Annotated in this window: 21 protein-coding genes and 2 rRNA genes; 17 read left to right on the top strand and 6 right to left on the bottom strand. The window is 67.2% G+C overall.

All coding sequences use genetic code 11. From position 1 onward, the window contains the following. Window positions 1-151: 151 nt before the first annotated feature. Window positions 152-3,009 (top strand): 23S ribosomal RNA (locus ICG51_RS05070). 142 nt (window positions 3,010-3,151) lie between these two features. Further along, window positions 3,152-3,264: ribosomal RNA gene (rrf, locus tag ICG51_RS05065) — 5S ribosomal RNA — on the top strand. A 167-nt stretch (window positions 3,265-3,431) separates the two neighbouring features. On the opposite strand, the gene ICG51_RS05060 is transcribed toward rrf, so the two are convergent. The 3 genes from ICG51_RS05060 to ICG51_RS05050 all read right to left on the bottom strand — a co-directional run bounded on the left by ICG51_RS05060 (window position 3,432) and on the right by ICG51_RS05050 (window position 6,366). Next, window positions 3,432-3,824, bottom strand: a complete 393-nt coding sequence (locus ICG51_RS05060) for an MAPEG family protein (protein WP_190281931.1) — start codon at window positions 3,822-3,824, stop codon at window positions 3,432-3,434. A gap of 69 nt (window positions 3,825-3,893) precedes the next feature. After that, entirely contained in the window at window positions 3,894-5,618 is a 1,725-nt protein-coding gene (locus ICG51_RS05055; protein ID WP_190281930.1) for a M28 family metallopeptidase, read from the bottom strand. A gap of 64 nt (window positions 5,619-5,682) precedes the next feature. Beyond that, window positions 5,683-6,366, bottom strand: a complete 684-nt coding sequence (locus ICG51_RS05050) for a hypothetical protein (protein WP_223809520.1) — start codon at window positions 6,364-6,366, stop codon at window positions 5,683-5,685. A gap of 112 nt (window positions 6,367-6,478) precedes the next feature. Here ICG51_RS05050 and gpmI point away from each other — a divergent pair, with 112 nt between their 5' ends. From gpmI to ICG51_RS05035, 3 genes are all read left to right on the top strand, one after another. Beyond that, window positions 6,479-8,038 (top strand): 2,3-bisphosphoglycerate-independent phosphoglycerate mutase, encoded by a 1,560-nt coding sequence (gene gpmI / locus ICG51_RS05045; RefSeq protein ID WP_223809519.1) that lies wholly within the window; start codon window positions 6,479-6,481, stop codon window positions 8,036-8,038. Then, window positions 8,038-9,243, top strand: a complete 1,206-nt coding sequence (locus ICG51_RS05040; protein WP_190281928.1) for a peptidoglycan DD-metalloendopeptidase family protein — start codon at window positions 8,038-8,040, stop codon at window positions 9,241-9,243. Before gpmI ends, ICG51_RS05040 begins: the two co-directional genes overlap by 1 nt. A 102-nt stretch (window positions 9,244-9,345) precedes the next feature. Further along, a complete protein-coding gene (locus ICG51_RS05035; protein ID WP_190281927.1) occupies window positions 9,346-10,698 on the top strand; it encodes a S41 family peptidase in 1,353 nt (450 codons plus the stop codon). A 21-nt stretch (window positions 10,699-10,719) separates the two neighbouring features. Here ICG51_RS05035 and ICG51_RS05030 read toward each other — a convergent pair whose 3' ends face one another. After that, complete coding sequence (locus ICG51_RS05030) at window positions 10,720-11,412, bottom strand: rhomboid family intramembrane serine protease (RefSeq protein WP_190281926.1); 693 nt, start codon at window positions 11,410-11,412, stop codon at window positions 10,720-10,722. 180 nt (window positions 11,413-11,592) lie between these two features. Between ICG51_RS05030 and ICG51_RS05025 the strand changes: the two genes are divergently transcribed. After that, complete coding sequence (locus tag ICG51_RS05025) at window positions 11,593-13,047, top strand: outer membrane protein transport protein (RefSeq protein ID WP_190281925.1); 1,455 nt, start codon at window positions 11,593-11,595, stop codon at window positions 13,045-13,047. 156 nt (window positions 13,048-13,203) lie between these two features. On the opposite strand, the gene putA is transcribed toward ICG51_RS05025, so the two are convergent. After that, window positions 13,204-16,419: a bifunctional proline dehydrogenase/L-glutamate gamma-semialdehyde dehydrogenase PutA gene (putA, locus tag ICG51_RS05020; protein WP_190281924.1), complete on the bottom strand. Its 3,216-nt coding sequence runs from the start codon at window positions 16,417-16,419 to the stop codon at window positions 13,204-13,206. A gap of 317 nt (window positions 16,420-16,736) precedes the next feature. On the opposite strand from putA, the gene coxB reads away from it, so the two are divergent. Genes coxB through ICG51_RS04995 form a run of 5 tightly spaced genes read left to right on the top strand, consistent with a single transcriptional unit; the run spans window position 16,737 to window position 20,960 of the window. Then, window positions 16,737-17,654: a cytochrome c oxidase subunit II gene (gene coxB / locus ICG51_RS05015; RefSeq protein ID WP_223809564.1), complete on the top strand. Its 918-nt coding sequence runs from the start codon at window positions 16,737-16,739 to the stop codon at window positions 17,652-17,654. A gap of 29 nt (window positions 17,655-17,683) precedes the next feature. Further along, on the top strand, window positions 17,684-19,306 hold the full coding sequence (gene ctaD, locus ICG51_RS05010) for a cytochrome c oxidase subunit I (RefSeq protein WP_190281922.1): 1,623 nt from the start codon (window positions 17,684-17,686) through the stop codon (window positions 19,304-19,306). 19 nt (window positions 19,307-19,325) lie between these two features. After that, on the top strand, window positions 19,326-19,463 hold the full coding sequence (locus ICG51_RS05005) for a hypothetical protein (protein ID WP_190281921.1): 138 nt from the start codon (window positions 19,326-19,328) through the stop codon (window positions 19,461-19,463). Next, the gene (locus tag ICG51_RS05000) at window positions 19,460-20,038 is read left to right on the top strand and encodes a cytochrome c oxidase assembly protein (RefSeq protein ID WP_190281920.1); all 579 of its coding nucleotides are present in this window, start codon (window positions 19,460-19,462) and stop codon (window positions 20,036-20,038) included. The genes ICG51_RS05005 and ICG51_RS05000 overlap by 4 nt, the downstream gene beginning before the upstream one ends. Window positions 20,039-20,069: 31 nt before the next feature. Further along, window positions 20,070-20,960, top strand: coding sequence for a cytochrome c oxidase subunit 3 (locus ICG51_RS04995; RefSeq protein ID WP_190281919.1), 891 nt, complete (start codon window positions 20,070-20,072; stop codon window positions 20,958-20,960). 163 nt (window positions 20,961-21,123) lie between these two features. Here the strand turns inward: ICG51_RS04995 and ICG51_RS04990 are convergent, their stop codons facing one another. Beyond that, on the bottom strand, window positions 21,124-21,351 hold the full coding sequence (locus tag ICG51_RS04990; RefSeq protein ID WP_190281918.1) for a twin transmembrane helix small protein: 228 nt from the start codon (window positions 21,349-21,351) through the stop codon (window positions 21,124-21,126). Between the two features lie 66 nt (window positions 21,352-21,417). On the opposite strand from ICG51_RS04990, the gene ICG51_RS04985 reads away from it, so the two are divergent. The 6 genes from ICG51_RS04985 (at window position 21,418) to ada (ending at window position 26,407) form a co-directional block, all read left to right on the top strand. Further along, window positions 21,418-22,176, top strand: a complete 759-nt coding sequence (locus ICG51_RS04985; RefSeq protein ID WP_190281917.1) for an SURF1 family protein — start codon at window positions 21,418-21,420, stop codon at window positions 22,174-22,176. Beyond that, complete coding sequence (locus ICG51_RS04980; RefSeq protein ID WP_190281916.1) at window positions 22,173-22,760, top strand: hypothetical protein; 588 nt, start codon at window positions 22,173-22,175, stop codon at window positions 22,758-22,760. The genes ICG51_RS04985 and ICG51_RS04980 overlap by 4 nt, the downstream gene beginning before the upstream one ends. Before the next feature lie 12 nt (window positions 22,761-22,772). Further along, complete coding sequence (locus ICG51_RS04975; protein WP_223809518.1) at window positions 22,773-23,921, top strand: COX15/CtaA family protein; 1,149 nt, start codon at window positions 22,773-22,775, stop codon at window positions 23,919-23,921. Between the two features lie 2 nt (window positions 23,922-23,923). Then, window positions 23,924-24,853 carry a heme o synthase gene (cyoE, locus tag ICG51_RS04970; protein WP_190281914.1) on the top strand — a complete coding sequence of 310 codons (930 nt, stop codon included), beginning with the start codon at window positions 23,924-23,926 and terminating at the stop codon, window positions 24,851-24,853. After that, entirely contained in the window at window positions 24,850-25,494 is a 645-nt protein-coding gene (gene alkB, locus ICG51_RS04965) for a DNA oxidative demethylase AlkB (RefSeq protein ID WP_190281913.1), read from the top strand. Before cyoE ends, alkB begins: the two co-directional genes overlap by 4 nt. A 61-nt stretch (window positions 25,495-25,555) precedes the next feature. Beyond that, the gene (gene ada, locus ICG51_RS04960) at window positions 25,556-26,407 is read left to right on the top strand and encodes a bifunctional DNA-binding transcriptional regulator/O6-methylguanine-DNA methyltransferase Ada (RefSeq protein ID WP_190281912.1); all 852 of its coding nucleotides are present in this window, start codon (window positions 25,556-25,558) and stop codon (window positions 26,405-26,407) included.

Raw genomic sequence — 26,407 nt, 5'->3', positions numbered from 1 at the left:
TTGAAAATAGGGAAGAAGAGTCAAACGAGCGTTTGAGACGTAAGTCTTGCAACGTGTCGAGGCTGAGGCGAAACGGCGTAAGCCGTTTTTATCAAGTGATAGTCGTACCATTCGCTGGTACGTGTCGTCCCGAGGCAACTTGGGGTGATATGGTCAAGCGAATAAGCGCACACGGTGGATGCCTTGGCGGTCAGAGGCGATGAAGGACGTGATAGCCTGCGAAAAGCGTCGGGGAGCTGGCAATAAGCTTTGATCCGGCGATGTCCGAATGGGGAAACCCACCCGCAAGGGTATTGCATGGTGAATACATAGCCATGCAAGGCGAACGCGGTGAACTGAAATATCTAAGTAACCGTAGGAAAAGAAATCAACCGAGATTCCGTAAGTAGCGACGAGCGAACGCGGACTAGCCCAAAAGTCGATCTTGTTTTAGCAAAACACTCTGGAAAGTGTGGCCATAGCGGGTGATAGCCCCGTATGCGAAAGGGCCTGATCGATGAAATTGAGTAGGGCGGGGCACGTGAAACCCTGTCTGAACATGGGGGGACCATCCTCCAAGGCTAAATACTCCTGACCGACCGATAGTGAACCAGTACCGTGAGGGAAAGGCGAAAAGAACCCCGGCGAGGGGAGTGAAATAGACCCTGAAACCGTGTGCGTACAAGCAGTCGGAGCCCGCAAGGGTGACGGCGTACCTTTTGTATAATGGGTCAGCGACTTACTGTTCGTGGCGAGCTTAACCGTATAGGGGAGGCGAAGGGAAACCGAGTCTGATAAGGGCGCATAGTCGCGGGCAGTAGACCCGAAACCGGGTGATCTAGTCATGCCCAGGGTGAAGGTACCGTAACAGGTACTGGAGGCCCGAACCCACGCCCGTTGCAAAGGTCGGGGATGAGGTGTGATTAGGAGTGAAAAGCTAATCGAACCCGGAGATAGCTGGTTCTCCTCGAAAGCTATTTAGGTAGCGCCTCGTATGTATCCTCTCGGGGGTAGAGCACTGTTATGGCTAGGGGGTCATCGCGACTTACCAAACCATTGCAAACTCCGAATACCGAGACGGACTGTACGGGAGACACACGGCGGGTGCTAACGTTCGTCGTGAAAAGGGAAACAACCCAGACCCACAGCTAAGGTCCCAAATTACCGCTGAGTGGAAAACGATGTGGAAAGGCACAGACAGCCAGGAGGTTGGCTTAGAAGCAGCCACCCTTTAAAGAAAGCGTAATAGCTCACTGGTCGAGTCGGTCTGCGCGGAAGATTTAACGGGGCTAAGCGGTAAACCGAAGCTTGGGGTGCATACTTTGTATGCGCGGTAGAGGAGCGTTCCGTAGGCCTGCGAAGGTGGATTGTAAAGTCTGCTGGAGGTATCGGAAGTGCGAATGCTGACATGAGTAACGATAATGCGGGTGAAAAGCCCGCACGCCGAAAGCCCAAGGTTTCCTTGCGCAACGTTAATCGACGCAGGGTGAGTCGGCCCCTAAGGCGAGGCAGAAATGCGTAGTCGATGGGAAGCTGGTTAATATTCCAGCACCTCGTGCAAATGCGATGGAGGGACGGAGAAGGTTAGGCAGGCCGGGCGTTGGTTGTCCCGGTGAGAGGGTTGAGGCGGTGCTCTTAGGCAAATCCGGGAGCGCAACGTTGAGACCAAGGACGAGTCCAATTGGACAGAGCTGCTGATATCACGCTTCCAGGAAAAGCTCCTAAGCTTCAGTTTGCACAGACCGTACCGTAAACCGACACAGGTGGGCAGGATGAGAATTCTCAGGCGCTTGAGAGAACTCGGGTGAAGGAACTAGGCAAAATAGCACCGTAACTTCGGGAGAAGGTGCGCCTCCTATGGTGAATAGCTGAAGGAGGCCGAAGTAACCAGGCCGCTGCGACTGTTTATCAAAAACACAGCACTCTGCAAACACGAAAGTGGACGTATAGGGTGTGACGCCTGCCCGGTGCCGGAAGGTTAATTGATGGGGTCAGCGAAAGCGAAGCTCTTGATCGAAGCCCCGGTAAACGGCGGCCGTAACTATAACGGTCCTAAGGTAGCGAAATTCCTTGTCGGGTAAGTTCCGACCTGCACGAATGGCGTAACGATGGCGGCACTGTCTCCACCCGAGACTCAGTGAAATTGAAATCGCTGTGAAGATGCAGCGTTCCCGTGGCAAGACGGAAAGACCCCGTGAACCTTTACTATAGCTTTACACTGAACGTTGAGTTCGTCTGTGTAGGATAGGTGGGAGGCTGTGAAGTGTCGGCGCTAGCTGGCATGGAGCCAACCTTGAAATACCACCCTGATGTGCTTGACGTTCTAACCTGGGCCCGTAATCCGGGTCGGGGACCGTGTATGGTGGGTAGTTTGACTGGGGCGGTCTCCTCCCAAAGAGTAACGGAGGAGCTCGAAGGTACGCTCAGCGCGGTCGGACATCGCGCACTGTGTGCAAAGGCATAAGCGTGCTTGACTGCAAGATCGACGGATCAAGCAGGTAGGAAACTAGGACTTAGTGATCCGGTGGTTCTGTATGGAAGGGCCATCGCTCAACGGATAAAAGGTACTCCGGGGATAACAGGCTGATACCGCCCAAGAGTTCATATCGACGGCGGTGTTTGGCACCTCGATGTCGGCTCATCACATCCTGGGGCTGTAGTCGGTCCCAAGGGTATGGCTGTTCGCCATTTAAAGTGGTACGCGAGCTGGGTTCAGAACGTCGTGAGACAGTTCGGTCCCTATCTGTCATGGGCGTTGGAGATTTGAGAGGGGCTGCTCCTAGTACGAGAGGACCGGAGTGGACGAACCTCTGGTGTTCCGGTTGTCACGCCAGTGGCACTGCCGGGTAGCTATGTTCGGAAGCGATAACCGCTGAAAGCATCTAAGCGGGAAGCGCGCCTCAAGATGAGATCTCCCGGGGCACAAGCCCCCTGAAGGAACCATCAAGACCAGGTGGTTGATAGGCAGGGTGTGTAAGCGCAGTAATGCGTTGAGCTTACCTGTACTAATGATCCGTGTGGCTTGACCATATCACCTCAAGTTGCTTCGCCTCGCGAAGTAACCCTTGGCCTCAACACGTTGATGGCTTGCTCCAAACGCTCGTTCACTCTTCTTCCCCCCCTTGAGAGCGTGGCGCTACCGTATAGACGGCCAGCGACCCTCCACCCTCTCCCTGGTGATAACAGCGCTGTGGTACCACCCGATCCCATCCCGAACTCGGAAGTGAAACACAGCTGCGCCGATGGTAGTGTGCATCCGCATGCAAGAGTAGGTCATCGCCAGGGTCTTTATCCCGCAAAACCCCAGCTCATCGAGCTGGGGTTTTGTCTTTCTTGCACCCCAATATCCACAAACACCCGGATAAACAGCCGGGGATGACGGCGGTCGTAGCAGGAGCTTCTTTTTCTAGTTTGCGGCGCGCATGATCCGGTACTGGTTGCAATGCTGGTTTTCAGCCGCCGACGTTCAGCGCTGCCAGCAGCATCAGTGCAATCACGCTGGCGAATCCGCCCAGCCAGGCAAGGCTGCGCAGTGCCTGCAGGGCGGCCAGATAGAAGATGCCGTGGAGGATGCGGAAGGCGATGAACGCCATCGACAGCCAGGCGACATGCTGGGCATCGACCTGGGCGAACTGCGCCATCAGCACCGCAGCGGCGAACGCGGGAAAGGCTTCGAAGGCGTTGAGGTGGGCGGCGTACGCATTGCGCACCCGGTAGCTCTCCTGCCTGGCGACCCAGCCGCGCGGGTCCTTGTTGTTGTAGCCGGGGGCGGAGGTCTTGGCCAGCACCGCCCACAGGTAGGGCAGGCAGGCCGCGACGATGATGCAACCGTAGGCGATGAGCATGAGGAACTCCCGGCAGGTGGATGCCGGGAGTCTAGCCCGGGCGTGACAGGACCGGGATGGCGGGCGCAATTACCTGGCGATGGTCGTTGCCGTCGGACGCGCTGCGTCGCGGGCGGCCTTGAAGGGGTTGCCATCGCGCCAGTTGGGCCACTGGCCGCTGTTTGCCAGGGTCTCGCCGACAGACCGCACCGCTTCGAGGTCCTCCACGATGCCGTCCAGCTTCCAGCTGGCCGGGTCGTACTGGTCGCCGGGCTTGTGGTAGCGCTGTTCGTTGTAATCGCGGCTCGCGGCTTCGCCCGCCGCGGCGCCGCCTTCGACCAGATCGCTGCCGCTGCCGATGTACAGCGCCGGTACGCCCGCCTTGGCGAAGTTGAAGTGGTCGGAACGGAAGTAGTAGCCGGCGGCGGGGTGTGACTCCTCCACCAGCCGGCGCTTCTGCCGGTCGGTGGCAGCCTTCAGCAGGTCTTCCAGCTGCGAGCTGCCCTTCCCGACCACGGTGAGGTCTCGCGCTTTTCCAACCGGCGCCATCGCGTCAAGGTTGATCACCGCCACGGTCTGCGCGAGCGGGATCACCGGATGGGCCACGTAGTACTTCGAGCCGAGCAGCCCGGATTCCTCCAGCGTCACCGCCAGGAACAGCACCGAGCGCTTGGGCGGGGTGGGCGCCTTGCGCAGGGCCTCGGCAATCTCGAGGATGCCGGCCACGCCGGTGGCATTGTCCACGGCACCGTTGTAGATGGCATCGCCGGTTTCGCCCTCGTGGGTACCGAGGTGATCCCAGTGCGCCATGTAGACGATGGCTTCGTCGGGTTTTTCGCTGCCCGGCAACAGGCCAAGCACGTTGCGCGAACGTTTTTCGACGCTGCGGCTTGCCAGCTCGATCGAAGCGCTGGCGTCCAGCGGCACCGCCCGGAAGCCCGGCCGTCCGGCCGCGGCGCGCAATCTGGCGAGGTCCTGCCCGGCCGCCTTGAACAGCGCGTCGGCGGCCTCGCCGGTGATCCAGCCCTGCACCGGCAGGCGCGGCGCCGGGTCGTCTTTCGCCGGCAGGTCGTACTGTGGGCCGGACCAGGAGTTGCGCACCACATCCCAGCCGTAGGAGGCGCCGGCGGTGTCATGGATGATCAGCGCCGCAGCCGCACCCTTGCGCGCGGCTTCCTCGAACTTGTAGGTCCAACGGCCGTACCAGGTCATCCGGTCGCCATCGAAGAGGCGCGCGTCGTGGCCGTGGAAGCCGGGGTCGTTCACCAGCATCACCACGGTCTTGCCCTTGACGTCGACGCCGGCGTAGTCGTTCCAGTTGCGTTCCGGGGCGTCCACGCCGTAGCCCACGAAGACCAGCTGGCTGTCCTTGAGGCTGACGCGGGCCTGGCCGGTGCGGGTGCCAACCACCATGTCGTCGCCGAATTTCAGCTGCTGGTGAGTGCCGCCGACCTCCAGCCCGAGCACGGCTGATTCATCGGCGGTGGTTTCCATCATCGGTACGGTCTGGAACCAGTCGCCGCCATTGCCGGGCTGCAGGCCGATGCGGGCGAACTGCGCCTTGATGTAGTCGACCGTCCGCTCCTCGCCGATGCTGCCTGGCCCACGGCCGGCGAAATCGTCGGAGGCCAGCGCCTGCACGTGGGCGGCGAAATCGTCCGCAGTGATGGCGTCCTGGAAGGCATGGTTGCCGGCGTTGGCGGTGGGGCCGCGCGCATCCGGCGCAGCGACGCCCGCAGCCTGCGGTGCGGGGGCGCGGGACCCGCAGGCGCACAGCGCCAGCAGGACAATGGACAACGAGGTGGCACGCAGCATCGCGGGACTCCGTTCGGATGTCCCGCGATTCTATCCAAGCCGGGGTGGCCGCCCGGCGGGCCGGTCAGTCCTTCGGCGGGGTGGCGCCGTCGTAGCGCACCGGGGTAGCACCGCTGACGCTGCCGATGCGGGCGCTGGCGTGCACGTAGAGCTTCACCTCGCGTTCGAACACCATCGGCCCCTCGACCACCGCATTCGGCCCGATGACCACGCGCGGGGTCTTGTGCTTGCCGAAATTGAGACCGAAGTTGCCCTTCGGCTTCTCGATGCGGATGCCAAGCGCCACCCGCGAATCGGCACCGACGGTGACGTCGCCGTTCACCGTTTCGATGCGCCCATCCACGGTGGTGCCGACCAGCCCGATCGCGCCATTGACGGTGCTGACGTCACCACCCACCCGCGTCCCGCGGTCGGCGAAGACGCCGCCGTTCACCGTTTCCAGGTTGCCGCTGATCCGCCCGTCGCGCCCGAAGCGGATGCCACCGTTGACCGTGGACACCTCGCTCGCGCTGACCTCGTCGCCCGCGGTGATGCCGCCGTTGACCGTCTCCACCTCATCGGCGCTGGCGCCGCGGTCCAGCTGGATACCGCCGTTCACCGTGCCGAGGTCGCCATAGGCCCGGCCGGCCTCGGCGGTGATGCCGCCATTGACCTTGTCGATGTCGCGGCGGGTGTCGATGGCCTGGGGCGAGGCGAAGGCAGCGGCGCTGGCCGCCACCAGGATGGTGCAGATCAGGAAACGGTTCATCCGGGCCTCCGGGGCCTGTTGGGGATACCACTGGGATGCGTCCTGCAGGCGCAGGGTTTACACGCCGGTACAATTCGATTTCCCCCACCATCGCACAGCCCGCAGGAACCACGTGTCCACGATCCCGTCGCATCCCGGAGCAACCGGGTCCCCCAGGCCGGTTGTCCTGCTGATCCTGGACGGTTGGGGCCACCGCGAGGAAACCGCCGACAACGCGCTGGCGCTGGCCGACCTGCCGCACTGGCGCCAGCTGCTGGCGACCTGCCCGCACACCCTGATCCACACCGAAGGCCGTTTCGTCGGCCTGCCGGACGGGCAGATGGGCAATTCCGAGGTCGGCCACATGAACCTCGGCGCCGGCCGCATCGTCTACCAGGACCTGACCCGCGTCGACGCCGCGATCGAGGACCGCAGCTTCTTCGCGAACGTCGAACTCAATGCCGCCTGCGATGCGGTGAAGGCCAGTGGCGGCACCCTGCACGTGATGGGGCTGCTGTCGCCCGGCGGCGTGCACAGCCACGAGCAGCACCTGTTCGCGATGCTGGAGCTGGCCCAGCGCGCCGGCGTAGCGCGGGTTGCAGTGCACGCGTTCCTGGATGGGCGCGACACGCCGCCGCAATCGGCCGAGCCCAGCCTGCGCACCCTGCAGGCGCTGTGCGCCAGGCTCGGCAATGCGCACGTCGCCACGGTCGGTGGGCGCTACTACGCAATGGATCGCGACAGGCGATGGGACCGCGTGCGTCGCGCCTGGGATGCCATCGTCGAAGGCAAAAGCGGGCAGCACGCTGCCGATGCGCTGGCGGCGTTGCAAGCGGCCTATGCGCGCGGCGAAAACGATGAATTTGTCGCTCCGACGGTCTTGGACGGCGCGCAGCCGATGCGCGATGGCGACGCGGTGGTGTTCATGAACTTCCGCGCCGACCGCGCCCGCCAGTTGACCGCCGCGTTCGTCGAGCCGGGCTTCGACGGTTTTGCCGCGCGCCGCCCGGCGCTGGTGCGCTTCGTCTGCCTGAGCGAATACGACGCCAAGCTGCCTGCATCGCTGGCGTTCGCTCCGGACGACCTGCGCCATACCTTTGGCGAAGTGCTGGCCGCCGCCGGCAGGACCCAGCTGCGCATCGCCGAAACCGAGAAATACGCACATGTGACCTTCTTCTTCAGTGGCGGCCGCGAGGATTTGTTCGACGGCGAGCAGCGCATCCTGATCCCCAGCCCGCAGGTGGCCACCTACGACCTGCAGCCGGAAATGAGCTGCCCCGAACTGACCACCAAGCTGGTTGATGCCATCAATGGCGGTGGCTTCGACGCGATCGTGTGCAACATCGCCAATCCGGACATGGTCGGCCATAGCGGCATCCTCGAGGCCGCCATCCTTGCCGCGCAGGCGGTGGACGTGGCGATCGGCCAGATCGTGGCGGCGGTGCGCGCGGCCGGTGGCGCGGTGTTGATCACCGCCGACCACGGCAACCTCGAGATGATGCGCGACCCCGCCACCGGCCAGCCGCACACCGCGCATACCGTCGGCCCGGTGCCGCTGGTGTACGTGGGTGAGCGCCACGCCACCCTGCGCGAGGGCGGCGCCCTGCGTGACGTCGCACCCACCCTGCTCGATCTGCTGGGGCTGCGGCAGCCCGCGGAAATGAGCGGGCAGAGCCTGCTGCTGCCGGCCTGATGCGCCTGGTCGTCGCCGTTGCCACCTGCCTGCTGGCGCTCGCCGGCGGCCTGCGTGCGCAGGACGCGAAGGACGCCGAGAAGCGCCTGCAGAGCGTGCGCGGCGAGCTGCGCGAGGTTGCCGCGCAGCGGCGCAGGCTGGAGGGCCAGCGTGGCGACGCCAGCCGCAAGCTGCGCGAGGCCGACCAGCAGGTAGGCGGCACCGAGCGCGCCCTGCAACAGACCCGCGTGCAGATGCGCCGGGACGCGGAGGCGTTGGTGCAGTTGCAGGAAGAGCGCCAGCGGCATGCCGGCGATCTCGCGGACAAGCGCGCGGAGCTGGCGAAACTGCTGCGGGCGGCGCAGTTCGCCGGCGAAGCGGCGCCGCTGAAGGCACTGCTGGCGCAGGACCGGGTGGCCGAAGCCGAGCGTGCGTTGACCTATCAGGGCTACCTGCAGCGCGCCCAGGTCGAACGCATCCGCGTACTCGGCGCGGAGATCGCACGGCTGCAGGCGCTGGAGGACGAGATCCTGCAGCGTCGCAGCGCGCTGGATGCGGCAGGCCGCAGGCAGGCCGAGCAGCTCGCGCAGCTGCAGGCCGCCCGCCAGCAGCGCGCCGGCCTGTTGGCCCAGCTTGACCAGCAGTACCGTGATCGCACCGAGCGCGAGAAAGCCCTCGGCCGGGATGCAAAGGCGTTGCAGAACCTGCTGGCGCAGCTGCGCGCCGCCGCGGCGAAGGCTGCACGCGAGGCCGAGCGCGCCCGTCGCGAGGCGGAGCGGCAGGCCAGGTCGACCGGCAAGCCGGCGCCGAAGCGCAACGCGGTCGCCAGTGCACCGGCGATGCGCGTGGGCGGCCTGAGCTGGCCGGTGTCGGGCAGCCTGCTGGCCGCGTTTGGTGGCCGCCTGCCGGATGGCCGGCGCAGCGACGGCGTGCTGATCGCCGCGCCCGCCGGCACCGCGGTCAAGGCGGTAGCCGACGGTACCGTGGTGTTCGCCGACTGGATGACCGGCTACGGCAACATCCTCATCATCGACCACGGCAATGGCTACATGAGTCTGTACGCGCACAACGACAGCCTGCTGCGCGCGGCGGGCGATGCGGTCCGGCGCGGCGACGCACTGGCCGCCGTGGGCAGCTCGGGGGGACAGGAGCGCCCGGCACTGTATTTCGAGCTGCGCCGCAACGGCACGCCGGTGAACCCGTCCGGCTGGTTGACGCGGCAATGACGCCGCCTGCGCGCGGTTCGCAGGCATGATGGGGAACCCGGGCCGGTTGGCGCGGGCCGAACCGTCCGACGGATCCACCGACGCAGCCACACGGAGCAACGCATGCGGGCCTGGCTTCTTTCCCTTCTGATCTCGGTCGCCCTGTATGCCCCGTTGGTGGCTGCGCAGGAGGCGCCGGCGCAGCCACCAGCGGAGGACGCAACCCCGGACGCGGCGCAGGATGCCGCGCGCGCCAGCGACGATCCGGACGCGGTGGAGGCGGAGGCTGCCAAGGTGCCGCTGGACGAGATCCGCCGCTACGTCACCGTGTTCAACGCGATCCGCCAAGCCTATGTCGATCCAGTCAACGACCGTGAGTTGATGGCGTCGGCGGTGCGCGGCCTGCTGTTCGATCTCGACCCGCACAGCGCATATCTGGAAAAGGCCGACGCGGAGCAGTTCGACGAGCAGACCCGCGGCAGTTACGACGGCGTGGGGGTCGAGCTGCAGCAGCTGCCGGACGGCACCCTGCGGGTCATCGCGCCGCTGGACGACAGCCCCGCCGCGCGGGCCGGGCTGCGCAGCGGCGACCGCATCGTCGCCATCGACGGCAAGATGTTGAAGACCGGGCAAAGCGATGCCTCCGCGCCGCTGCGCGGCAAGGCCGGCACCAAGGTGGTGGTGAAGGTGCTGCGCGAGGGCGTGCGCGAACCGTTCGACCTGACCCTGATGCGCGACACCATCCGCGCCACCAGCGTGCGTTCGCGCATGCTCGAGCCGGGCCTTGGCTATCTGCGCATCTCCAGTTTCCAAGCCTCGACCGCGGCCGACTTCAACAAGCAGCTGGACGCGCTGCAGAAGGACGCGCCGCTGCGCGGCCTGCTGCTGGACCTGCGCAGCAACCCGGGCGGGCTGCTGATCGGCGCCGTGCAGATCGCCGACGAGCTGCTGGAAAACGGTGGCATCGTCAGCACACGCGGGCGCGAAACCATCGGCGACAGCCGCTTCGATGCCACGCCCGGTGACCGCCTGCATGGTGCGCCTGTGGTGGTGCTGGTGGACGCGGGTTCGGCCAGCGCCGCCGAGGTGCTGGCCGGCGCGCTGCACGACAACAAGCGCGCGCGCGTGGTCGGCAGCCGAACCTTCGGCAAGGGCTCCGTGCAGACCCTGCTGCCGCTGGACAACGGCGATTCGATCAAGCTCACCACCGCGCGCTACTACACGCCCAGCGGGCATTCGATCCAGGCACGCGGCATCGAGCCGGACGTGGTCCTGCATCCGGAGGGCGGGCAACGGCGGCCTGCGCCGGTCAGCGAAGCGGTGTTGCCGGGCCACCTGGCGGCCGAGACCGGGGCGATGGAAGGCGACAACGCGGGCGAAGTACTGCCCGGCGCCAAGCCGATCGAGGCCGCGCTGGTTGAACTGAAGCGCATGGCGGGGATGACGCAGGCGCCCAAGCCCGCCAGCAAGCCCTGAGTCGGACCGGGATCTGTCGGGCTAGTAGCCGCGGCTGCGGCGCAGCCGGCGCGCGATGGCGGCGCGGGTGAGCAGGGCGAACAGCACGCCGAACACGAAGCCGGCCACATGCGCCGGCCAGGCCACCGCGCCGAACGCCGGTCCGCTGTAGGCGAAGCCGAACTGCAGCAGGGCCCACATGCCGATCAGCAGGAACGCCGGCACCCGCACGAACTGCAGGAACAGCCCCAGCGGCAGCACCACGCCCAGGCGCGCGCCCGGGAACAGCGCCAGATAGGCGCCGATCAGCGCCGATACCGCGCCGCTGGCGCCGATCACCACCCGGTCCGGCGCGCCGATGGCGAGCACCGCCGCCAGGTTGGAGAACGCGCCGCCGAGCAGGAACAGCAGCAGGAAGCGCCAGCCGCCCATGGTGCGCTCCGCCGGCAGGCCGAAGATCAGCAGGAACACCAGGTTGCCGAGCAGGTGCAGCCAGTCCGCGTGCAGGAACAGGCCCGAGAACAGCCGCAGCACGCTGCCATCCGCCAACGCGTTCCGCCAGGCCTCCACGCTGTTCAGGCCGCCGGTGAGCACGCCCCAGTCCAGCGCCGTGGCGGCGCGCCCGGCGGGCGCGCGCAGCGTCGCCACCACGTAGCTCAGCCACAGGCTGGCGAACAGCAGCGGGGTGGCCCACAGGATGAGCCGGTGCTGGCGCGGGCGGATGCCGACGAACATGGTGTTGATTGAGGACTCGGTGGCGGGATGTTATAGGGCGGTTAAATTGCGATATAGTCACATACGGCGTCGTATGTCGGGCGGGTACCGCTCGCCCGGGCATGCAGAAGACCTGCAATTGTGCCGGTTGATGCGCGTGCAATGCCCATAAAACCAACACCATCGGAGAGAGTTCCTGCCATGCATACTGCTTCCACGCTCGCCCGTCTCACCGCTCTGGCCGTCGGCATCGCGGGCGTCCTCGCCTGGGGTCATGCCGATGCCGCCGCGTTCCAGCTCAAGGAGAACAGCGCCAAGGGCCTCGGCCGCGCGTTCGCCGGTTCCACCAGCGCCTGGGGCGACGCCTCCGTGGTGGCCACCAACCCCGCTTCGATGCGCCTGCTCAACGGCCGCCAGTTCCAGACCGACCTGAGCGCCATCAGCTTCTCGGCCAAGCTGCAGGATGGCTACAGCGCGCGCAACAACGGCCCCACCGGCCCGGGCACGGGCACCGCGATCTCCGGCGGCAACGGTGGCGACGCCGGCATGATCGCGCCGGTGCCGGCCGCGTATTTCCACCTGCCGTTCGGCGAGAACGACAACATGCATTTCGGCGTGTCGCTGACCGCGCCGTTCGGCTTCAAGACCGAATACGACAAGGACTGGGTGGGCCGCTACCACGGCGTCAAGACCGACCTGAAGGCGGTCGACCTGGGCGCGGCGTTCTCCTATGACGTCAATCCCTACGTCTCCTTCGGCGCCAGCGTGTTCTACGAACACCTGACCATCGAGCTGAGCAATGCGGTGGACATGGGCGCGGTGATCAACGGTTCCGCGCAGCAGAAGGCCGCCGCCGCGGTGCTGCAGGGTGGCGGTTCGCCGGCGCAGGCCAAGGCCGCCGCCGCCGCCGCGTCGCAGCAGATGGCCCTGCTGGGCTTCTACCCGGGCAGCGCCGACGGCTTCGCCAGCCTGGAAGGCAGCCACAACGGTTGGGGCTACGTGCTGGGCGCGACCTTCAGCGTGACCGAGGACACCAACATCGCGCTGAGCTACCGCTCCAAGGTCGAGCACGACATCAGCAACGGCAAGGCCACCTTCGACATGCCGGCCAACGTGGCGGCGTTCCTGGCCACGCAGGCGCCGGGCACCTTCGTCAACTCCGGCGGCAAGGCCACGCTGACCCTGCCGGCCTCGGCCACGCTCAGCATCACCCACCGCGTCAACGACCGCTGGACGGTGATGGGCGACGTGTCGCGCACCGCATGGGCGCCGTCGTTCGACCAGGTGACGGTGGACTTCGACTCCAACCAGCCCAACAACGTGCTGGAGTTCGGTTACGACGACACCACCTTCGCGTCGATCGGCACCGAGTACAAGCTGTCCGACACCATCACCCTGCGTGGCGGCGTGGGTTACGACCAGACCCCCACCAACAACGCGCACCGCGACGTCCGCGTGCCCGACACCACCCGCACCTGGCTGTCGTTCGGCCTGGGCTGGATGCCGTCGGAGAAGACCGAGTTCAACTTCGGCTACACCCACCTGCTGACCAACGATCCGTCGGTCAACGCCGTCACCGCCACCGGCAACGTGCTGAGCGGCAAGTACAAGGTGCAGGGCGACGTGCTGGGCGCTTCCATGAACTACAAGTTCTGATCTTCGCGTCCCCGCAAGACTGGGAGCCCCGCGCAAGCGGGGCTTCTTTTTTGCGCGTCGATGCAACAGGGCGCCCGTTCCATTCTCGCAATGCGCGCATGAAAAACCCCGCCGTAGCGGGGCGTTCGATTGCAGCAAGGGACGCGGGGCGGCGGATCAGTCGCCCAGGGTCAGCAGGCTGGCGTTGCCGCCGGCGGCGGTGGTGTTGACGGTCACCGTCTTCTCGGTGGCGAAGCGCGGCAGGTAGTGCGGGCCGCCGGCCTTGGGGCCGGTGCCGGACAGGTCCTGGCCGCCGAACGGCTGCACCCCGACCACCGCGCCGATCTGGTTGCGGTTGACGTAGATGTTGCCGACCTTGGCGCGCGCCACGATGCGGTCGATGGTGGCGTCGATGCGCGAATGGATGCCCAGGGTCAGGCCGTAACCGGTGGCATTGATGGTGTCGATCAGCGCGTCCAGTTCGTCCGCCTTCCAGCGCACCACGTGCAGGGCGGGGCCGAACTTCTCGCGGTCCAGCTGCGCGATCGACTGCAGCTCCCACGCGGTCGGCGCGAAGAAGGTGCCGTGTTCGGTGCCTTCGCCCAGTGTGGCCTGGGCGATGAATTTCGCCGAGCCCTGCATCCTGCTGGCGTGTTCGTCGAGCACGCACTTGGCATCGGTGTCGATCACCGGGCCGACGTCGGTGGACGGCAGGCCGGGGTCGCCCACCTTCAGCTCCGCCATCGCGCCAGCCAGCATGCTGATCACCTTGTCGGCGATGTCGTCCTGCACCAGCAGCACCCGCGCCGCCGAGCAGCGCTGGCCGGCGGAGGTGAAGGCCGAACCCAGCGCGTCCTTGACCACCTGCTCGGGCAGCGAGGAGCTGTCGGCGATCATCGCGTTCTGGCCGCCGGTCTCGGCGATCAGGGTGGCGATCGGGCCGGCCTCGCGGCTGGCCAGCGCGCGGTTGATCAGGCGCGCGGTTTCGGTGGAGCCGGTGAAGCACACCCCGGCCACGCGCGGGTCGCGGGTCAATGCGGCACCGACGGTGGCGCCGTCGCCGGGCAGGTACTGCAGCACGTCCTGCGGGATGCCGGCCTCGTGCAGCAGCTTCACCGCGGCAAACCCGATGAGGTTGGTCTGCTCCGCCGGCTTGGCGATCACGGTATTGCCGGCGGCCAGCGCGGCCGCGATCTGGCCGAGGAAGATGGCCAGCGGGAAATTCCACGGGCTGATGCAGGCGAACACGCCGCGCCCGGCCAGCTGCAGCTGGTTGGATTCGCCGGTGGGGCCGGGCAGGGCGACCGGGGCGAAGTGCTCGCGCGCCTGCAATGCGTAGTAGCGCAGGAAGTCCACCGCCTCGCGCACTTCGGCGATGCCGTCGGCCAGCGTCTTGCCGGCTTCCTTGGTGCACATCGCCATGTAGGCCGGCATGCGCGCCTCCAGCAGGTCCGCGGCGTGTTCCAGCAGGGCGGCGCGCGAGCTGGCCGGGGTGGCGTCCCAGCCGGGCTGCGCGGCCACCGCATTGGCCAGCGCGCGCTCGACCTCGGCGCTGGTGCTGGCCTGCCAGTGGCCCACCACCTCGCGGCGGTCGGCCGGGTTGGTGACCGCGATCTTCTCGCCCGCGGGCTGGGTGCCCGGTACCAGCGGGCCGGCGGTCCAGCTGCCGGCGCCGGCGCTGTTCATCGCCGCCGCAAGGTCGCGCAGCGCGTCGTCATTGGCCAGGTTGATGCCCATGGAATTGTCTCGATGCTGGTTCTGGCTGCGGTACAGGTTGACCGGCAGCGGGATGCGGGGGTGCTGGATGTGTTCGAGCGAGGACACGAATTCCACCGGATCGCGGATCAGTTCCTCGACCGGGATGCTCTCGTCGGTGATGCGGTTGACGAAGCTGGAGTTGGCGCCGTTCTCGAGCAGGCGGCGCACCAGGTAGGGCAGCAGGTCCTCATGGCTGCCGACCGGGGCGTACACGCGGCAGGGGACGTCCAGCCGGTCGGCCGGAATCACTTCCGCGTACAGGTCGTCGCCCATGCCGTGCAGCTTCTGGAACTCGAAGTCGCGGCGGCCGCGCATCGCCCGCGCCATCCGGTGCACGGTGGCGATGGTCTGCGCGTTGTGGGTGGCGAACATCGGGTAGATCGCGTCGCCCGCATCGAGCAGCCGGCGCGCATTGGCGATGTAGCTGACGTCGGTGTTCTGCTTGCGGGTGAACAGCGGGTAGCCGGCCTGCCCGTCCATCTGCGCGCGCTTGACCTCGGCATCCCAGTAGGCGCCCTTGACCAGCCGCACCGGGATGCGCCGGCCCAGCTGGCCGGCCATGGCGGCGATGTGGTCGATCACGAACGGCGCGCGCTTCTGGTAGGCCTGCACGACGATACCGAAGCCGTTCCAGCCGCGCAGCGACGCGTCCGCCAGCACCTGGAAGATCAGGTCCAGCGAGAGTTCGAGCCTGTCGGTTTCCTCGGCGTCGATGGTCAGCCCGATGTCGTACTGCTTGGCCAGCTGCGACAGTTCCAGCAGGCGGCCGCCCAGCTCGTCCAGCACGCGCGCGCGCTTGGCGTGCTCATAGCGCGGGTGCAGGGCGGACAGCTTGACCGAGATGCTGGGCGCGCCGAACACCGCGTCGGGCGCGGTCTGGCGGTGCGGCGCGTAGTCGCGCCCGATCGCATGGATGGCGCTGCGGTAGGCTTCCTGGTAGCGCAGCGCATCCCTGGTGGTCAGCGCGCCTTCGCCCAGCATGTCGAAGGAATAACGGTAGTTCGCGCCGTCGCCCTTGCGGCTGCGCGCCAGCGCCTCGTCGATGGTCCGACCCAACACGAACTGGTGTCCCATGATCTTCATCGCCTGGCGCACGGCCAGCCGGATCACCGGCTCGCCGGCGCGGCCGACCAGACGCTGGAATGCGCCGTGGACGTCGCGTTTGGTGTCGTCGGCCAGGTCGACCAGCCTGCCGGTCAGCATCAGGCCCCAGGTGGAGGCGTTGACCAGCACCGAGTCCGACTGGCCAAGGTGGCGCTTCCAGTTGGCGTCACCCAGCTTGTCGCGGATCAGCGCGTCGGCGGTGGCCTGGTCGGGGATGCGCAGCAGCGCCTCCGCCACGCACATCAACAGCACGCCCTCCTCGCTGCCAAGGTCGTACTGGCGCATGAAGGCTTCCACCACGCCCTGGTTGCGGGCGCGGGCGCGCACCCGGCGGACCAGGTCGGCGGCCACCGCCTGGGCGGCGTCGCGCTCCGCGGCGGGCAGGCGGGCCTGTTCCAGCAGTTCGCGGACGTGGGTGGCCTCGTCGCGGATCCAGCCGGCGGTGATCGCGGCGCGGGAATCCGGCGCGGGCGGGGCCAGCTCCGGGGACAGGATGGGAGCGACGGAAACGGTCGGGGAATCGATGCTCATGCGCCCGCAGGCAGTGTTCGCAGGGGGCCATAGTGTAGATCGGCGGCACCAAACAGGCATGCGCCGGTTGCCGTGGCCCCGCTGCGCCAGTAATCTTTGACTCAGATCAAGTCCGTGCGCGATCCCTGCGCAGACTTGATCCAAGTCAAAACGGGTTGCTGTTTACTAGTGACCTGTCGGGCGCGGATACGGATTCCCAGGCTGCCTGCAGCCCGGGCATCCGTTGCGCGGCCATCCATCCCGGAATCGAATCAGGACATGTGGGGCTCGGTGTGATGACATCCCGTCGTTTCAAACAATTGGCGCTGGCCGCCGCGATGACCGTGGCGATGCCGCTGGCGGTCCATGCGCAGGATGCCGCGGCCGGTCCCGCCGACCCGCATCGCTGGCAGCTGAACATGGGGCCGGGCGTCACCCCGACCTCGCAGGCCGCCTACGACGCCCACATGGTGGTGCTGTGGGTCTGCGTGGTGATCGGCGTGCTGGTGTTCGGCGCGATGGCCGTGGCGATCTTTAAGTTCCGCAAGTCCAAGGGCGCGGTGCCGGATACCACCTTCACCCACAGCACCAGGCTGGAAGCGGTGTGGACGGCGATCCCGGTGCTGATCCTGATCGGCCTGGCGTTCCCGGCCACCAGCGGCCTGATGCGCATGTACGACGTGCGCGATTCGGCGATGACGGTGAAGGTCACCGGCTACCAGTGGATGTGGAAGTACGAGTACCTGGGCGAGGACGTGTCCTTCACCAGCCGTCTCGACCGCAAGCACGACGAGCTGCGCCAGAGCGGCAAGGTCGTGACCGAGGCCGACGACCCGCATTACCTGCTGAACGTCGACAACGTGCTGGTGCTGCCGGTCGATACCAAGGTGCGCTTCGTGCTGACCGCCGACGACGTGATCCACTCCTGGTGGGTGCCGGCGCTGGGCTGGAAGCAGGACGCCGTGCCGGGCATCGTCAACGAGGCCTGGGCGCAGATCGAGAAGCCGGGCATCTACCGCGGCCAGTGCGCCGAGCTGTGCGGCAAGGACCACGGCTTCATGCCGATCGTGGTGAAGGCCGTGAGCAAGGCAGAGTTCGCGCAGTGGCTGGCCGAAGAGAAGGCCAAGCGCGCGCCGGCCGCCCCGGCGGCTCCGGAAGCGGCTCCGGCCGCGCCGGCTGCCGAAGCCGAAGCCGCGCCCGAGGCCACCGCCGCCGCCCCGCAAACCGCCCAGCCCGCCGCCGCGCAGGCCGGTTGATCCACGCATAGCATCCAGAAGGTTTCCCCATGTCCGCCACGCATCCAGACGCCGTCGGCCAGCACGACGCCCACGGCCATCACAAGCAGGGCTTCATCGAGCGCTGGTTCTTCTCGACCAACCACAAGGACATCGGCACGCTGTACCTGGTGTTCGCCTTCCTGATGGCGATCGTGGGCGCCGCGCTGTCGGTCGGCATCCGCACCGAGCTGGCCACGCCCGGCCTGCAGTTCGTCAAGCCCGAGTTCTTCAACCAGCTCACCACCATGCATGCGCTGGTGATGATCTTCGGCGCGATCATGCCGGCCTTCGTCGGCCTGGCCAACTGGATGATCCCGCTGCAGATCGGCGCGCCGGACATGGCGCTGCCGCGCATGAACAACTGGTCCTTCTGGATCATGCCGTTCGCGTTCGCGCTGCTGCTGCTGACCTTCTTCCTGCCGGGCGGTGCGCCCGGCGGTGGCTGGACCATGTACCCGCCGCTGTCGCTGCAGGGCGGCAGCAACCTGGCGTTCGCGATCTTCGCCATCCACATGATGGGCATCAGCTCGATCATGGGCGCGATCAACATCATCGCCACCGTGCTGAACATGCGCGCGCCGGGCATGGATCTGCTGAAGATGCCGATCTTCTGCTGGACCTGGCTGATCACCGCGTTCCTGCTGATCGCGGTGATGCCGGTGCTGGCGGGCGCGGTGACCATGCTGCTGACCGACCGCTTCTTCGCCACCAGCTTCTTCAACGCGGCCGGCGGCGGCGACCCGGTGATGTACCAGCACATCTTCTGGTTCTTCGGGCATCCCGAGGTCTACATCATGATCCTGCCGGCGTTCGGCATCGTGTCGGAAATCATCCCGACCTTCAGCCGCAAGCCGCTGTTCGGTTACCAGGCGATGGTGTATGCCACCGCGGCGATCGCGTTCCTGTCGTTCATCGTGTGGGCCCACCACATGTTCACGGTGGGCATGCCGCTGGGTGGCGAGGTCTACTTCATGTTCGCCACGATGCTGATCTCGATCCCGACCGGCGTGAAGGTGTTCAACTGGGTCACCACCATGTGGCGCGGCTCGCTGACCTTCGAAGCGCCGATGCTGTGGTCGATCTCCTTCGTGGTGCTGTTCACCATCGGTGGTTTCTCCGGCCTGATGCTGGCGATCGTGCCGGCCGACTTCCAGTACCACGACACCTACTTCGTGGTGGCGCACTTCCACTACGTGCTGGTGACCGGCGCGCTGTTCGCGATCATCGCCGCGATCTACTACTGGTGGCCGAAGTGGACCGGCCGCATGTACAGCGAAGGCCTGGCCAAGTTCCATTTCTGGTGGACCATGGTGTTCGTCAACCTGCTGTTCTTCCCGCAGCACTTCCTGGGCCTGGCCGGCATGCCGCGCCGCATCCCGGACTACAACGTTGTGTTCGCGGATTGGAACCTGGTCAGCTCGATCGGTGCGTTCGGCATGTTCCTGACCCCGTTCATGATGGCCTTCGTGCTGCTGCGCTCGAAGAAGCATGGCGCCGTGGCTGAAGCCCGTGCCTGGGAAGGCGCGCGCGGCCTGGAGTGGACGGTGCCGTCGCCGGCCCCGCATCACACCTTCGAGCGCCCGCCGGTCATCAAGGACGGCGACCTCGCCCACGGCGACGTCAGCCACTGACGCCGCCCGGAACCCGCAGATGCCCGTTGATCCCGCCACCGTCGATCCCACCCTGGCAGCGCGTCGCAAGCGCGCCCGCCGCACCGCGCTGCTTTGCGCGGTGATCGCGGTGGCGGTGTACGCGCTGTTCTTCCTGTCCGGGGTGACGGGGCGATGAGCACCTCGCGCACCTTCGGCGTCTGGAAGATGGTCGGCGTGGCGGTGGCCGCGTTCGGTTTCGCCTTCTCGCTGGTGCCGCTGTACCGGATCGCCTGCGAGAAGGTGTTCGGGGTGCGCCTGGAACAGGGCCCGGTGGCCGCGAAGGGCGCCAGTGGCGCGGGCGAAGACGGACGCTGGGTGACCGTGCAGTTCGACGGCGGCGTGAACTCGAAGCTGCCCTGGCAGTTCGCGCCGGAGCAGCGCTCGATGCGGGTGCAGCTGGGCCGACAGTACGAGGCGCTGTACTTCGCCCGCAATACCGCCGACCGCGCCATCGTCGGCAGCGCCGTACCTTCGGTCGCACCTGCGCGCGCCTCCGGCTATTTCAACAAGACCGAATGCTTCTGCTTCACCGCGCAGACGCTGGCGCCGGGTGAATCCCGCGACATGCCGGTGCGCTTCATCATCGATCCGGCGCTGCCGGCCGGGGTGAAGACGTTGACCCTGTCCTACACCTTCTACAAGAACGACGCCCAGACCGCCGCACTCGCGGCAATGACGGGCCACGCGGGCGCGGTCCGTTCCGCGCCCTGATCCTCCGCCAAGACCCAACCGGAAAATCGCCATGGCCAATGCCCACGCCGCCCAAGGCAGCCACGACCAGGACACCTATTTCGTCCCGCACAGCAGCAAGTGGCCGCTGTTCGCCTCGGTCGCCCTGTTCACCACCATGGTCGGTTTCGCCACCTGGCTGAATGAAGTCAGCTGGGGACGCACCGTGTTCTTCGTCGGCATCGCCGGCCTGCTGGCGATCCTGTTCAAGTGGTTCGGCGACGTCATCCGCGAGTCGGTGGCCGGCCACTACAACAAGCAGGTCGACGTGTCCTTCCGCATGGGCATGGTGTGGTTCATCCTTTCGGAAGTGTTCTTCTTCGCGGCCTTCTTCGGCGCGCTGTTCTACGCCCGCCAGTTCGCGCTGCCGTGGCTGAACGGTGAAGGCCATGGCGCGGTGACCAACAGCCTGCTGTGGCCCGGTTTCGCCGGCGGCTGGCCGAGCAACGGCCCGGGCGCGATCGGCGGCACCTACCAGACCGTGCCGGCCTGGGGCCTGCCGCTGCTCAATACGCTGATCCTGCTGGCTTCCGGCGTCACCGTGACCATTGCCCACCACGCGCTCAAGGCGGGCAAGCGCGGCACGCTGCTGCTGTTCCTCGGCCTGACCGTGCTGCTGGGCAGCGTGTTCCTGTTCTTCCAGGCCGAGGAATACATCCACGCCTACACCGAGTTGAACCTGACCCTCGGGTCGGGCATCTACGGCTCCACGTTCTTCATGCTGACCGGCTTCCATGGCGCGCACGTGACCCTCGGCACCATCATGCTGGCGATCATCTGGCTGCGCTGCCTGAAGGGCCACTTCAGCAAGGATGACCACTTCGCGTTCGAGGCGGTGGCCTGGTACTGGCACTTCGTCGACGTGGTATGGCTGGGTCTGTTCCTGTTCGTCTACGTGCTCTGACGGTTTTCCTTCCCCTGCCCGGGGAAGGCGGCGCGAAGCGCCGGATGCGGGTCCGGGAACCGTTCGTTGGTCCCGGGCCTTCATCCCGAGCCTCCCGCGGCGCGCGGGACAGGAAAGACAAAGGCCGGCATTGCCGGCCTTTGTTCTGGGGCCCCAGCCGGGGTCAGACCGGGCTTCGGCCCACCCCGTGAGGCGTGATCCAGCCCTGATGGATGGCCAGCACGACGAACAGGATCAGCGCGACGCTCAGGGCGATGCGTTTGGTCAGTGAATTGACGGTGCGCTTGGTCTGGCCCTTGTCCGCCAGCATGTAGTACAGGCCCGCGCCCAGGTTCCACAGGATGAGAATCAGGATCCCGACGATGAGCAGGGTTTTCAGCGAATCGCTCATGTATTGCTCCGTACCTCGGACACCGCGTGCCCGTGCGCCATTATCGCAGCAGCGGGGCGCCCGGCGGTGAACCCCGGCGCGCGACGGCTGCTGGGTTGGTGGCTGCTGGCCCTGCTGGTGGCGGCGGGTTTCGCCCAGCTGGGTCGCTGGCAGCTGGCGCGCATGCACGAGAAGGAGACCATGCTGGCGGCGGCGTCCTCGGCGCTGGACCATGCGCATCCACAGCCGCTGCTGCTGGCCTTGGACCCGGCGCGCGCGCAGGGCTACGACTGGGCGGCCGGAGGCGGCACGCTGCTCGATGACAGCCTGTGGCTGGATGCCCAGCAGCGTGGTGGCCGCGTCGGCGTGCGGCTGTACTGCGTGTTGCTGCCGGACGATGGCGCGCAGGCGGTGCTGGTGGATGCCGGCTGGTGGCCGCTTGCGGGCGATCGCCAGCTGCCGGAAGCCGCTTGTCCCGCGGGTGGCGGCCAGGCCGTGCGCGGGCTGCTGGCGCCGCCGCCGACGCCCGGCCTTGCGCATGGCGATGCGCTTGCGGAACAGGCGGGCAAGCGCTGGCTGGCTTCGCGGATGGATCTGCCGGCAGTCGCGAAGGCGCTGGGCCTGCGCGTGGCGATCGCGCCGCGCGTGCTGCGGCTGGATCCGCAGCGCCAACCTGGCGATGGCGGCGTGATGGCGGCATCCGGCGAGCGGGACCTCGACATCCTGCCCAACACGATGCCGCCGGAGCGCCACCTCGGCTATGCGGTGCAATGGTTCGGTCTGGCGCTGACCGTGCTGGTCGTCGCCGCCACCCTCACGTTCAGAATGAAGAAGAAGGCGACATGACGGAATCCAATCCGGCGCCCGCGGCGCAACGCCGCAACCGCGCCGCCCTGCTGGTGGTCCTGGTGATGTTCTTCGGCGGCATGCTGGTCGCCGGCGCACTGCGGTTTTCCGGCTGGCGCCCGGACGGGATGAAAAACAAGGGCGAGATGCTGCAGCCCTATGTCGACTTGCGCGGGTATTCGCCGACGCTGGCCGATGGCCGGCCCTATGCGTGGCACGACGATCCGCGCACCTGGCGGATCGTGGCGATGCCGCGCGACTGCGATGGCGCACGTCGCGAGGCCTGTACCCGACTGCTCGGCGACCTGGACAAGGTCTGGCGGCTGATGGGCCGCAACGCCGACCGCGTGCACGTGCTCTGGGCCGGCGCGCCCCCGGTGGACGTGGGCACGCTGCGCGAGGTCCATCTGGTCCGCGTCGATCAACGCCTGCGTGAAGTGCTGGTGCGCAGCGGCAGGGACGCCGCGGACAGTGACCCGGTCTGGCTGGTGGACCCGAACGGTTTCGTGGTGCTGCGTTACGCTGGCGGTTCCGATCCGGGTGACCTGCGCAGCGATCTTGCGCGGCTGCTGAGGATCAACTGACCCATGAATGCAATGCCTACCCCCCAAGCCTCCTATCTGTACCGCCATTTCCACCGCATCGCCTGGCTGGCGGTGCTGCTGGCGACCTGCGTGATCGTGTTCGGCGCCTTCGTGCGGCTGTCCAACGCCGGCCTGAGCTGCCCGGACTGGCCCACCTGCTACGGCAAGGCCGCATGGCCGACGCATGCGGACCAGGTCGTGGACCACGTCGCTACCGCAATCCGCCCGGTGGAGCCGAGCAAGGCCTGGCGCGAGCAGTTCCACCGCATGATCGCCGGCCTGCTGGGCGTGCTGGTGCTGTCGCTGGCCCTGCTGGCCACGCGCCGCCGGCCGCGCGGCTGGCTGCACGTGTTGGGTGCGGCCACCGCGGTGGCGGTGGCGATCCCGCTGTACATGCGCGGCATGCACGTGTCCGCCTCCGCGCTGGCGGTGGTGGGCGAGACGTTGCTGTTGGTCGGGGCGCTGCGCTGGTCGAACGTGGATATGGCGCGCGCCAGCACCCTGACCCTGGCGGTGATCATCTTCCAGGCCCTGCTGGGCATGTGGACGGTGACCTGGCTGCTCAAGCCCATCGTGGTGATGGGCCATCTGCTGGGCGGGCTGACCACGTTCGCGTTGCTGGTCTGGATCGCATGGCGGGCGACCGGCATCCCGATCGTCAGCGGCGATGCGCGCCGGTTGCGCCTGCTGCTGGGCGTCGGTCTGGCGCTGCTGGCGGTGCAGATCGCGCTGGGCGGCTGGACCTCGGCCAACTACGCGGCGCTGGCTTGCGGTACCGATTTCCCGAAGTGCGCCGGTGCATGGTGGCCGTCGCATGATTTCGCCGAGGGCTTCGTGTTGTGGCGCGGCATCGGCGTGGATTACGAAGGCGGCATCCTCGACAACGCCGCGCGCGTGGCGATCCAGCTGGCGCACAGGATGATGGCGGTGGTGGTGGCCTGCTACCTGCTGTTCATGGCGGTACGCCTGTTGCGCATGCCGGGGCTGCGCGGCTGGGGCAGCACGCTGGCGCTGCTGGTCTGCATCCAGTTCGGGCTGGGCATTGCCAACGTCGTGCTGTCGCTGCCGCTCAAGATCGCGGTGCTTCACAACGCCGGCGCAGTGGCGCTGCTGTTCGTGCTGGTCACGCTGCTGGCGCGCCTGCGCCTGCCGGAGGCCTGAGCATGGCCGGCCCGCGCTGGTCGCAGTACTGGGCGGTGACCAAGCCGCGCATCGTGGCGCTGATCGTGTTCACCGCGATCATCGGCATGCTGCTGGCGATCCGTCCCGGCGAGGCATGGCCGTGGTCGCGGCTGCTGGCGGGCAGCATCGGCATCTGGATGGCCGCGGCCAGCGCGGCGGCGATCAACCACCTGCTGGATTCGCGCATCGACAAGCTGATGGCGCGCACGGCCGAACGCCCGCTGGCCACCGGCACGCTGCGGCCGGGACAGGTGCTGGGCTTCGCCCTGCTGCTGGGCGCGCTGTCGATGGCGATCCTGGTGCTGTGGGTCAACTGGATCTGCGCACTGCTGACGTTCGGTGGCCTGATCGGCTACGCGATCATCTACACCGGCTTCCTCAAGCGCGCCACGCCGCAGAACATCGTGATCGGCGGGCTGGCCGGCGCGGTGCCGCCGCTGCTGGGCTGGGCTGCGGTCACCGGCATGCAGCGCGAGTGGGACTGGGCGCACGCACTGCTGCTGGTGCTGATCATCTTCGTGTGGACGCCGCCGCATTTCTGGGCGCTGGCGATCTTCCGTCGCGAGGATTATTCGCGCGCGCTGGTGCCGATGCTGCCGGTGACCCACGGGGTGACCTATACGCGCTGGCAGATCCTGCTCTACACGGTGCTGCTGGTGGTGGTGACGGTGCTGCCTTGGGCCACCCGCATGAGCGGCGTGTTCTACCTCGCCGGCGCGCTGGTGCTGGGCGCGGTATTCCTGTGGTACGCGTGGAAACTGCTGGATCCGCCGGACGAGTTCTTCGCCATGCGTACCTTCCGCTACTCCATCGTCTACCTGATGGCGCTGTTCGCTTTCCTGCTGGTCGACCACTGGTTGTTGCCTCTGTTCGACGCCGTGCCGGCGCTGGAGTTCGCGCCAGCGCCGTGAGCGACCTGTTCGCCGCGCAGGCACAGGGCCGGAGCACCGCGCTGGGGCCGCAGGCCTGCCTGCTGCACGGCTATGCGCTGCCGTTCGCGGACGCACTGCTGGCCGGAATCGAGGCGGTCACCGCCGCCGCCCCGTTCCGCCATCTGGTCACGCCGGGCGGCCACGTGATGCAGGTGGCGATGACCAACTGTGGCCACTTCGGCTGGTGCAGCGATCGACGTGGCTACCGTTACGACCCGGTCGATCCGCAGACGGGGCAGGCGTGGCCGGCGTTTCCGCCGGCCTTCCTGGCCCTCGCCGGCGAAGCCGCGGAAGCGGCGGGGTTTCCCGGCTACCGGCCCGATGCCTGCCTGGTCAATCGCTATGCGCCGGGTACCCGCCTGTCGCTGCACCAGGATCGCGACGAAGACGATCGGGTGGCGCCAATCGTCTCGGTGTCGTTGGGGCTGCCGGCGACCTTCCTCTTCGGCGGCTTCGCGCGCGGTGACAGGAGCGTGCGGGTGCCGCTCATGCATGGTGACGTCGTTGTCTGGGGCGGGGCGGACCGCATGCGCTTCCACGGTGTGCTGCCGGTGCCGCCGGGACTGCATCCCGACACCGGCGGATATCGGCTCAACTTGACCTTCCGCAAGGTGCGCTGAGCCGGCCGGACTGCGCAAGAACCGGGATGTGCGCCGCGCGGGGCCGGACTACAGTGGCGCCATGCAAGCTCCCTCCACCGCCAAAGCCCGCCGCGATGCTGCGCTGGTCGCCGCCGCCTGCCGCCGCATCGAACGGGCGGAAGCGCCGCCCGTGCTGGATGCGCTAGCGCGCGATGCGGGGCTCAGTCCGCACCAGTTCCACCGCCTGTTCAAGGCCATCACCGGGCTGACGCCGCGCGCCTACGCACAGGCGCAGCGTGGCAAGGCGCTGCGCGATGCGCTGGCCAGGCCGGGCACGCGGGTCGTCGATGCCGCGTTCGATGCCGGCTTCAACGCCAGCAGCCGCTTCTACGACAGCGCCGACGCATTGCTGGGCATGAAGCCCGCGCAGTACCGCGACGGCGGCGCCGATGCGCGGATCATGTTCGCCATCGCGCAGAGCACGCTGGGTGCGCTGCTGGTGGCGCGCAGCGGGCGCGGCCTGTGCGCGATCTCGCTGGGCGACGATCCCGAAGCCCTGTTGCGGGAGCTGCAGGAGCGTTTCCCGCGGGCCGAACTGGTGGGTGGCGACGGCGGGTTCGAGCGGCTGGTGGCGCAGGTGGTCGGTTTCGTGGAAGCACCGCGGCTGGGCCTGGACCTGCCGCTGGACATCCGCGGTACCGCCTTCCAGCAGCGGGTCTGGGAGGCACTGCGCAAGGTGCCGGCGGGCGAGACGGTCAGCTATGCGGAGATTGCCGCGCGCATCGGCAGCCCGAGATCGGTACGCGCGGTGGCGCAGGCCTGCGCGGCCAACACGCTTGCGGTGGCGATTCCCTGCCATCGGGTGGTGCGCAGCGACGGCGCGCTGTCCGGTTATCGCTGGGGCATTGCGCGCAAGCAGCTGCTGCTTGCGCGCGAGAGCGGCGCGGAGTGA

The sequence above is a fragment of the Thermomonas sp. XSG genome (assembly GCF_014678725.1).
Classification (GTDB): domain Bacteria; phylum Pseudomonadota; class Gammaproteobacteria; order Xanthomonadales; family Xanthomonadaceae; genus Thermomonas.
This window is presented reverse-complemented; position numbering and strand designations above follow the sequence as displayed.

What these genes read in the sequence shown, in the direction of transcription:
- ICG51_RS05060 (WP_190281931.1), bottom strand. Translation starts at nt 3,824, where the DNA reads ATGCTCATCGCCTACGGTTGCATCATCGTCGCGGCCTGCCTGCCCTAC.
- ICG51_RS05055 (WP_190281930.1), bottom strand. Translation starts at nt 5,618, where the DNA reads ATGCTGCGTGCCACCTCGTTGTCCATTGTCCTGCTGGCGCTGTGCGCC.
- ICG51_RS05050 (WP_223809520.1), bottom strand. Translation starts at nt 6,366, where the DNA reads ATGAACCGTTTCCTGATCTGCACCATCCTGGTGGCGGCCAGCGCCGCT.
- ICG51_RS05040 (WP_190281928.1), top strand. Translation starts at nt 8,038, where the DNA reads ATGCGCCTGGTCGTCGCCGTTGCCACCTGCCTGCTGGCGCTCGCCGGC.
- ICG51_RS05035 (WP_190281927.1), top strand. Translation starts at nt 9,346, where the DNA reads ATGCGGGCCTGGCTTCTTTCCCTTCTGATCTCGGTCGCCCTGTATGCC.
- ICG51_RS05030 (WP_190281926.1), bottom strand. Translation starts at nt 11,412, where the DNA reads ATGTTCGTCGGCATCCGCCCGCGCCAGCACCGGCTCATCCTGTGGGCC.
- ICG51_RS05025 (WP_190281925.1), top strand. Translation starts at nt 11,593, where the DNA reads ATGCATACTGCTTCCACGCTCGCCCGTCTCACCGCTCTGGCCGTCGGC.
- putA (WP_190281924.1), bottom strand. Translation starts at nt 16,419, where the DNA reads ATGAGCATCGATTCCCCGACCGTTTCCGTCGCTCCCATCCTGTCCCCG.
- coxB (WP_223809564.1), top strand. Translation starts at nt 16,737, where the DNA reads ATGACCGTGGCGATGCCGCTGGCGGTCCATGCGCAGGATGCCGCGGCC.
- ctaD (WP_190281922.1), top strand. Translation starts at nt 17,684, where the DNA reads ATGTCCGCCACGCATCCAGACGCCGTCGGCCAGCACGACGCCCACGGC.
- ICG51_RS05005 (WP_190281921.1), top strand. Translation starts at nt 19,326, where the DNA reads ATGCCCGTTGATCCCGCCACCGTCGATCCCACCCTGGCAGCGCGTCGC.
- ICG51_RS05000 (WP_190281920.1), top strand. Translation starts at nt 19,460, where the DNA reads ATGAGCACCTCGCGCACCTTCGGCGTCTGGAAGATGGTCGGCGTGGCG.
- ICG51_RS04995 (WP_190281919.1), top strand. Translation starts at nt 20,070, where the DNA reads ATGGCCAATGCCCACGCCGCCCAAGGCAGCCACGACCAGGACACCTAT.
- ICG51_RS04990 (WP_190281918.1), bottom strand. Translation starts at nt 21,351, where the DNA reads ATGAGCGATTCGCTGAAAACCCTGCTCATCGTCGGGATCCTGATTCTC.
- ICG51_RS04980 (WP_190281916.1), top strand. Translation starts at nt 22,173, where the DNA reads ATGACGGAATCCAATCCGGCGCCCGCGGCGCAACGCCGCAACCGCGCC.
- ICG51_RS04975 (WP_223809518.1), top strand. Translation starts at nt 22,773, where the DNA reads ATGCCTACCCCCCAAGCCTCCTATCTGTACCGCCATTTCCACCGCATC.
- cyoE (WP_190281914.1), top strand. Translation starts at nt 23,924, where the DNA reads ATGGCCGGCCCGCGCTGGTCGCAGTACTGGGCGGTGACCAAGCCGCGC.
- ada (WP_190281912.1), top strand. Translation starts at nt 25,556, where the DNA reads ATGCAAGCTCCCTCCACCGCCAAAGCCCGCCGCGATGCTGCGCTGGTC.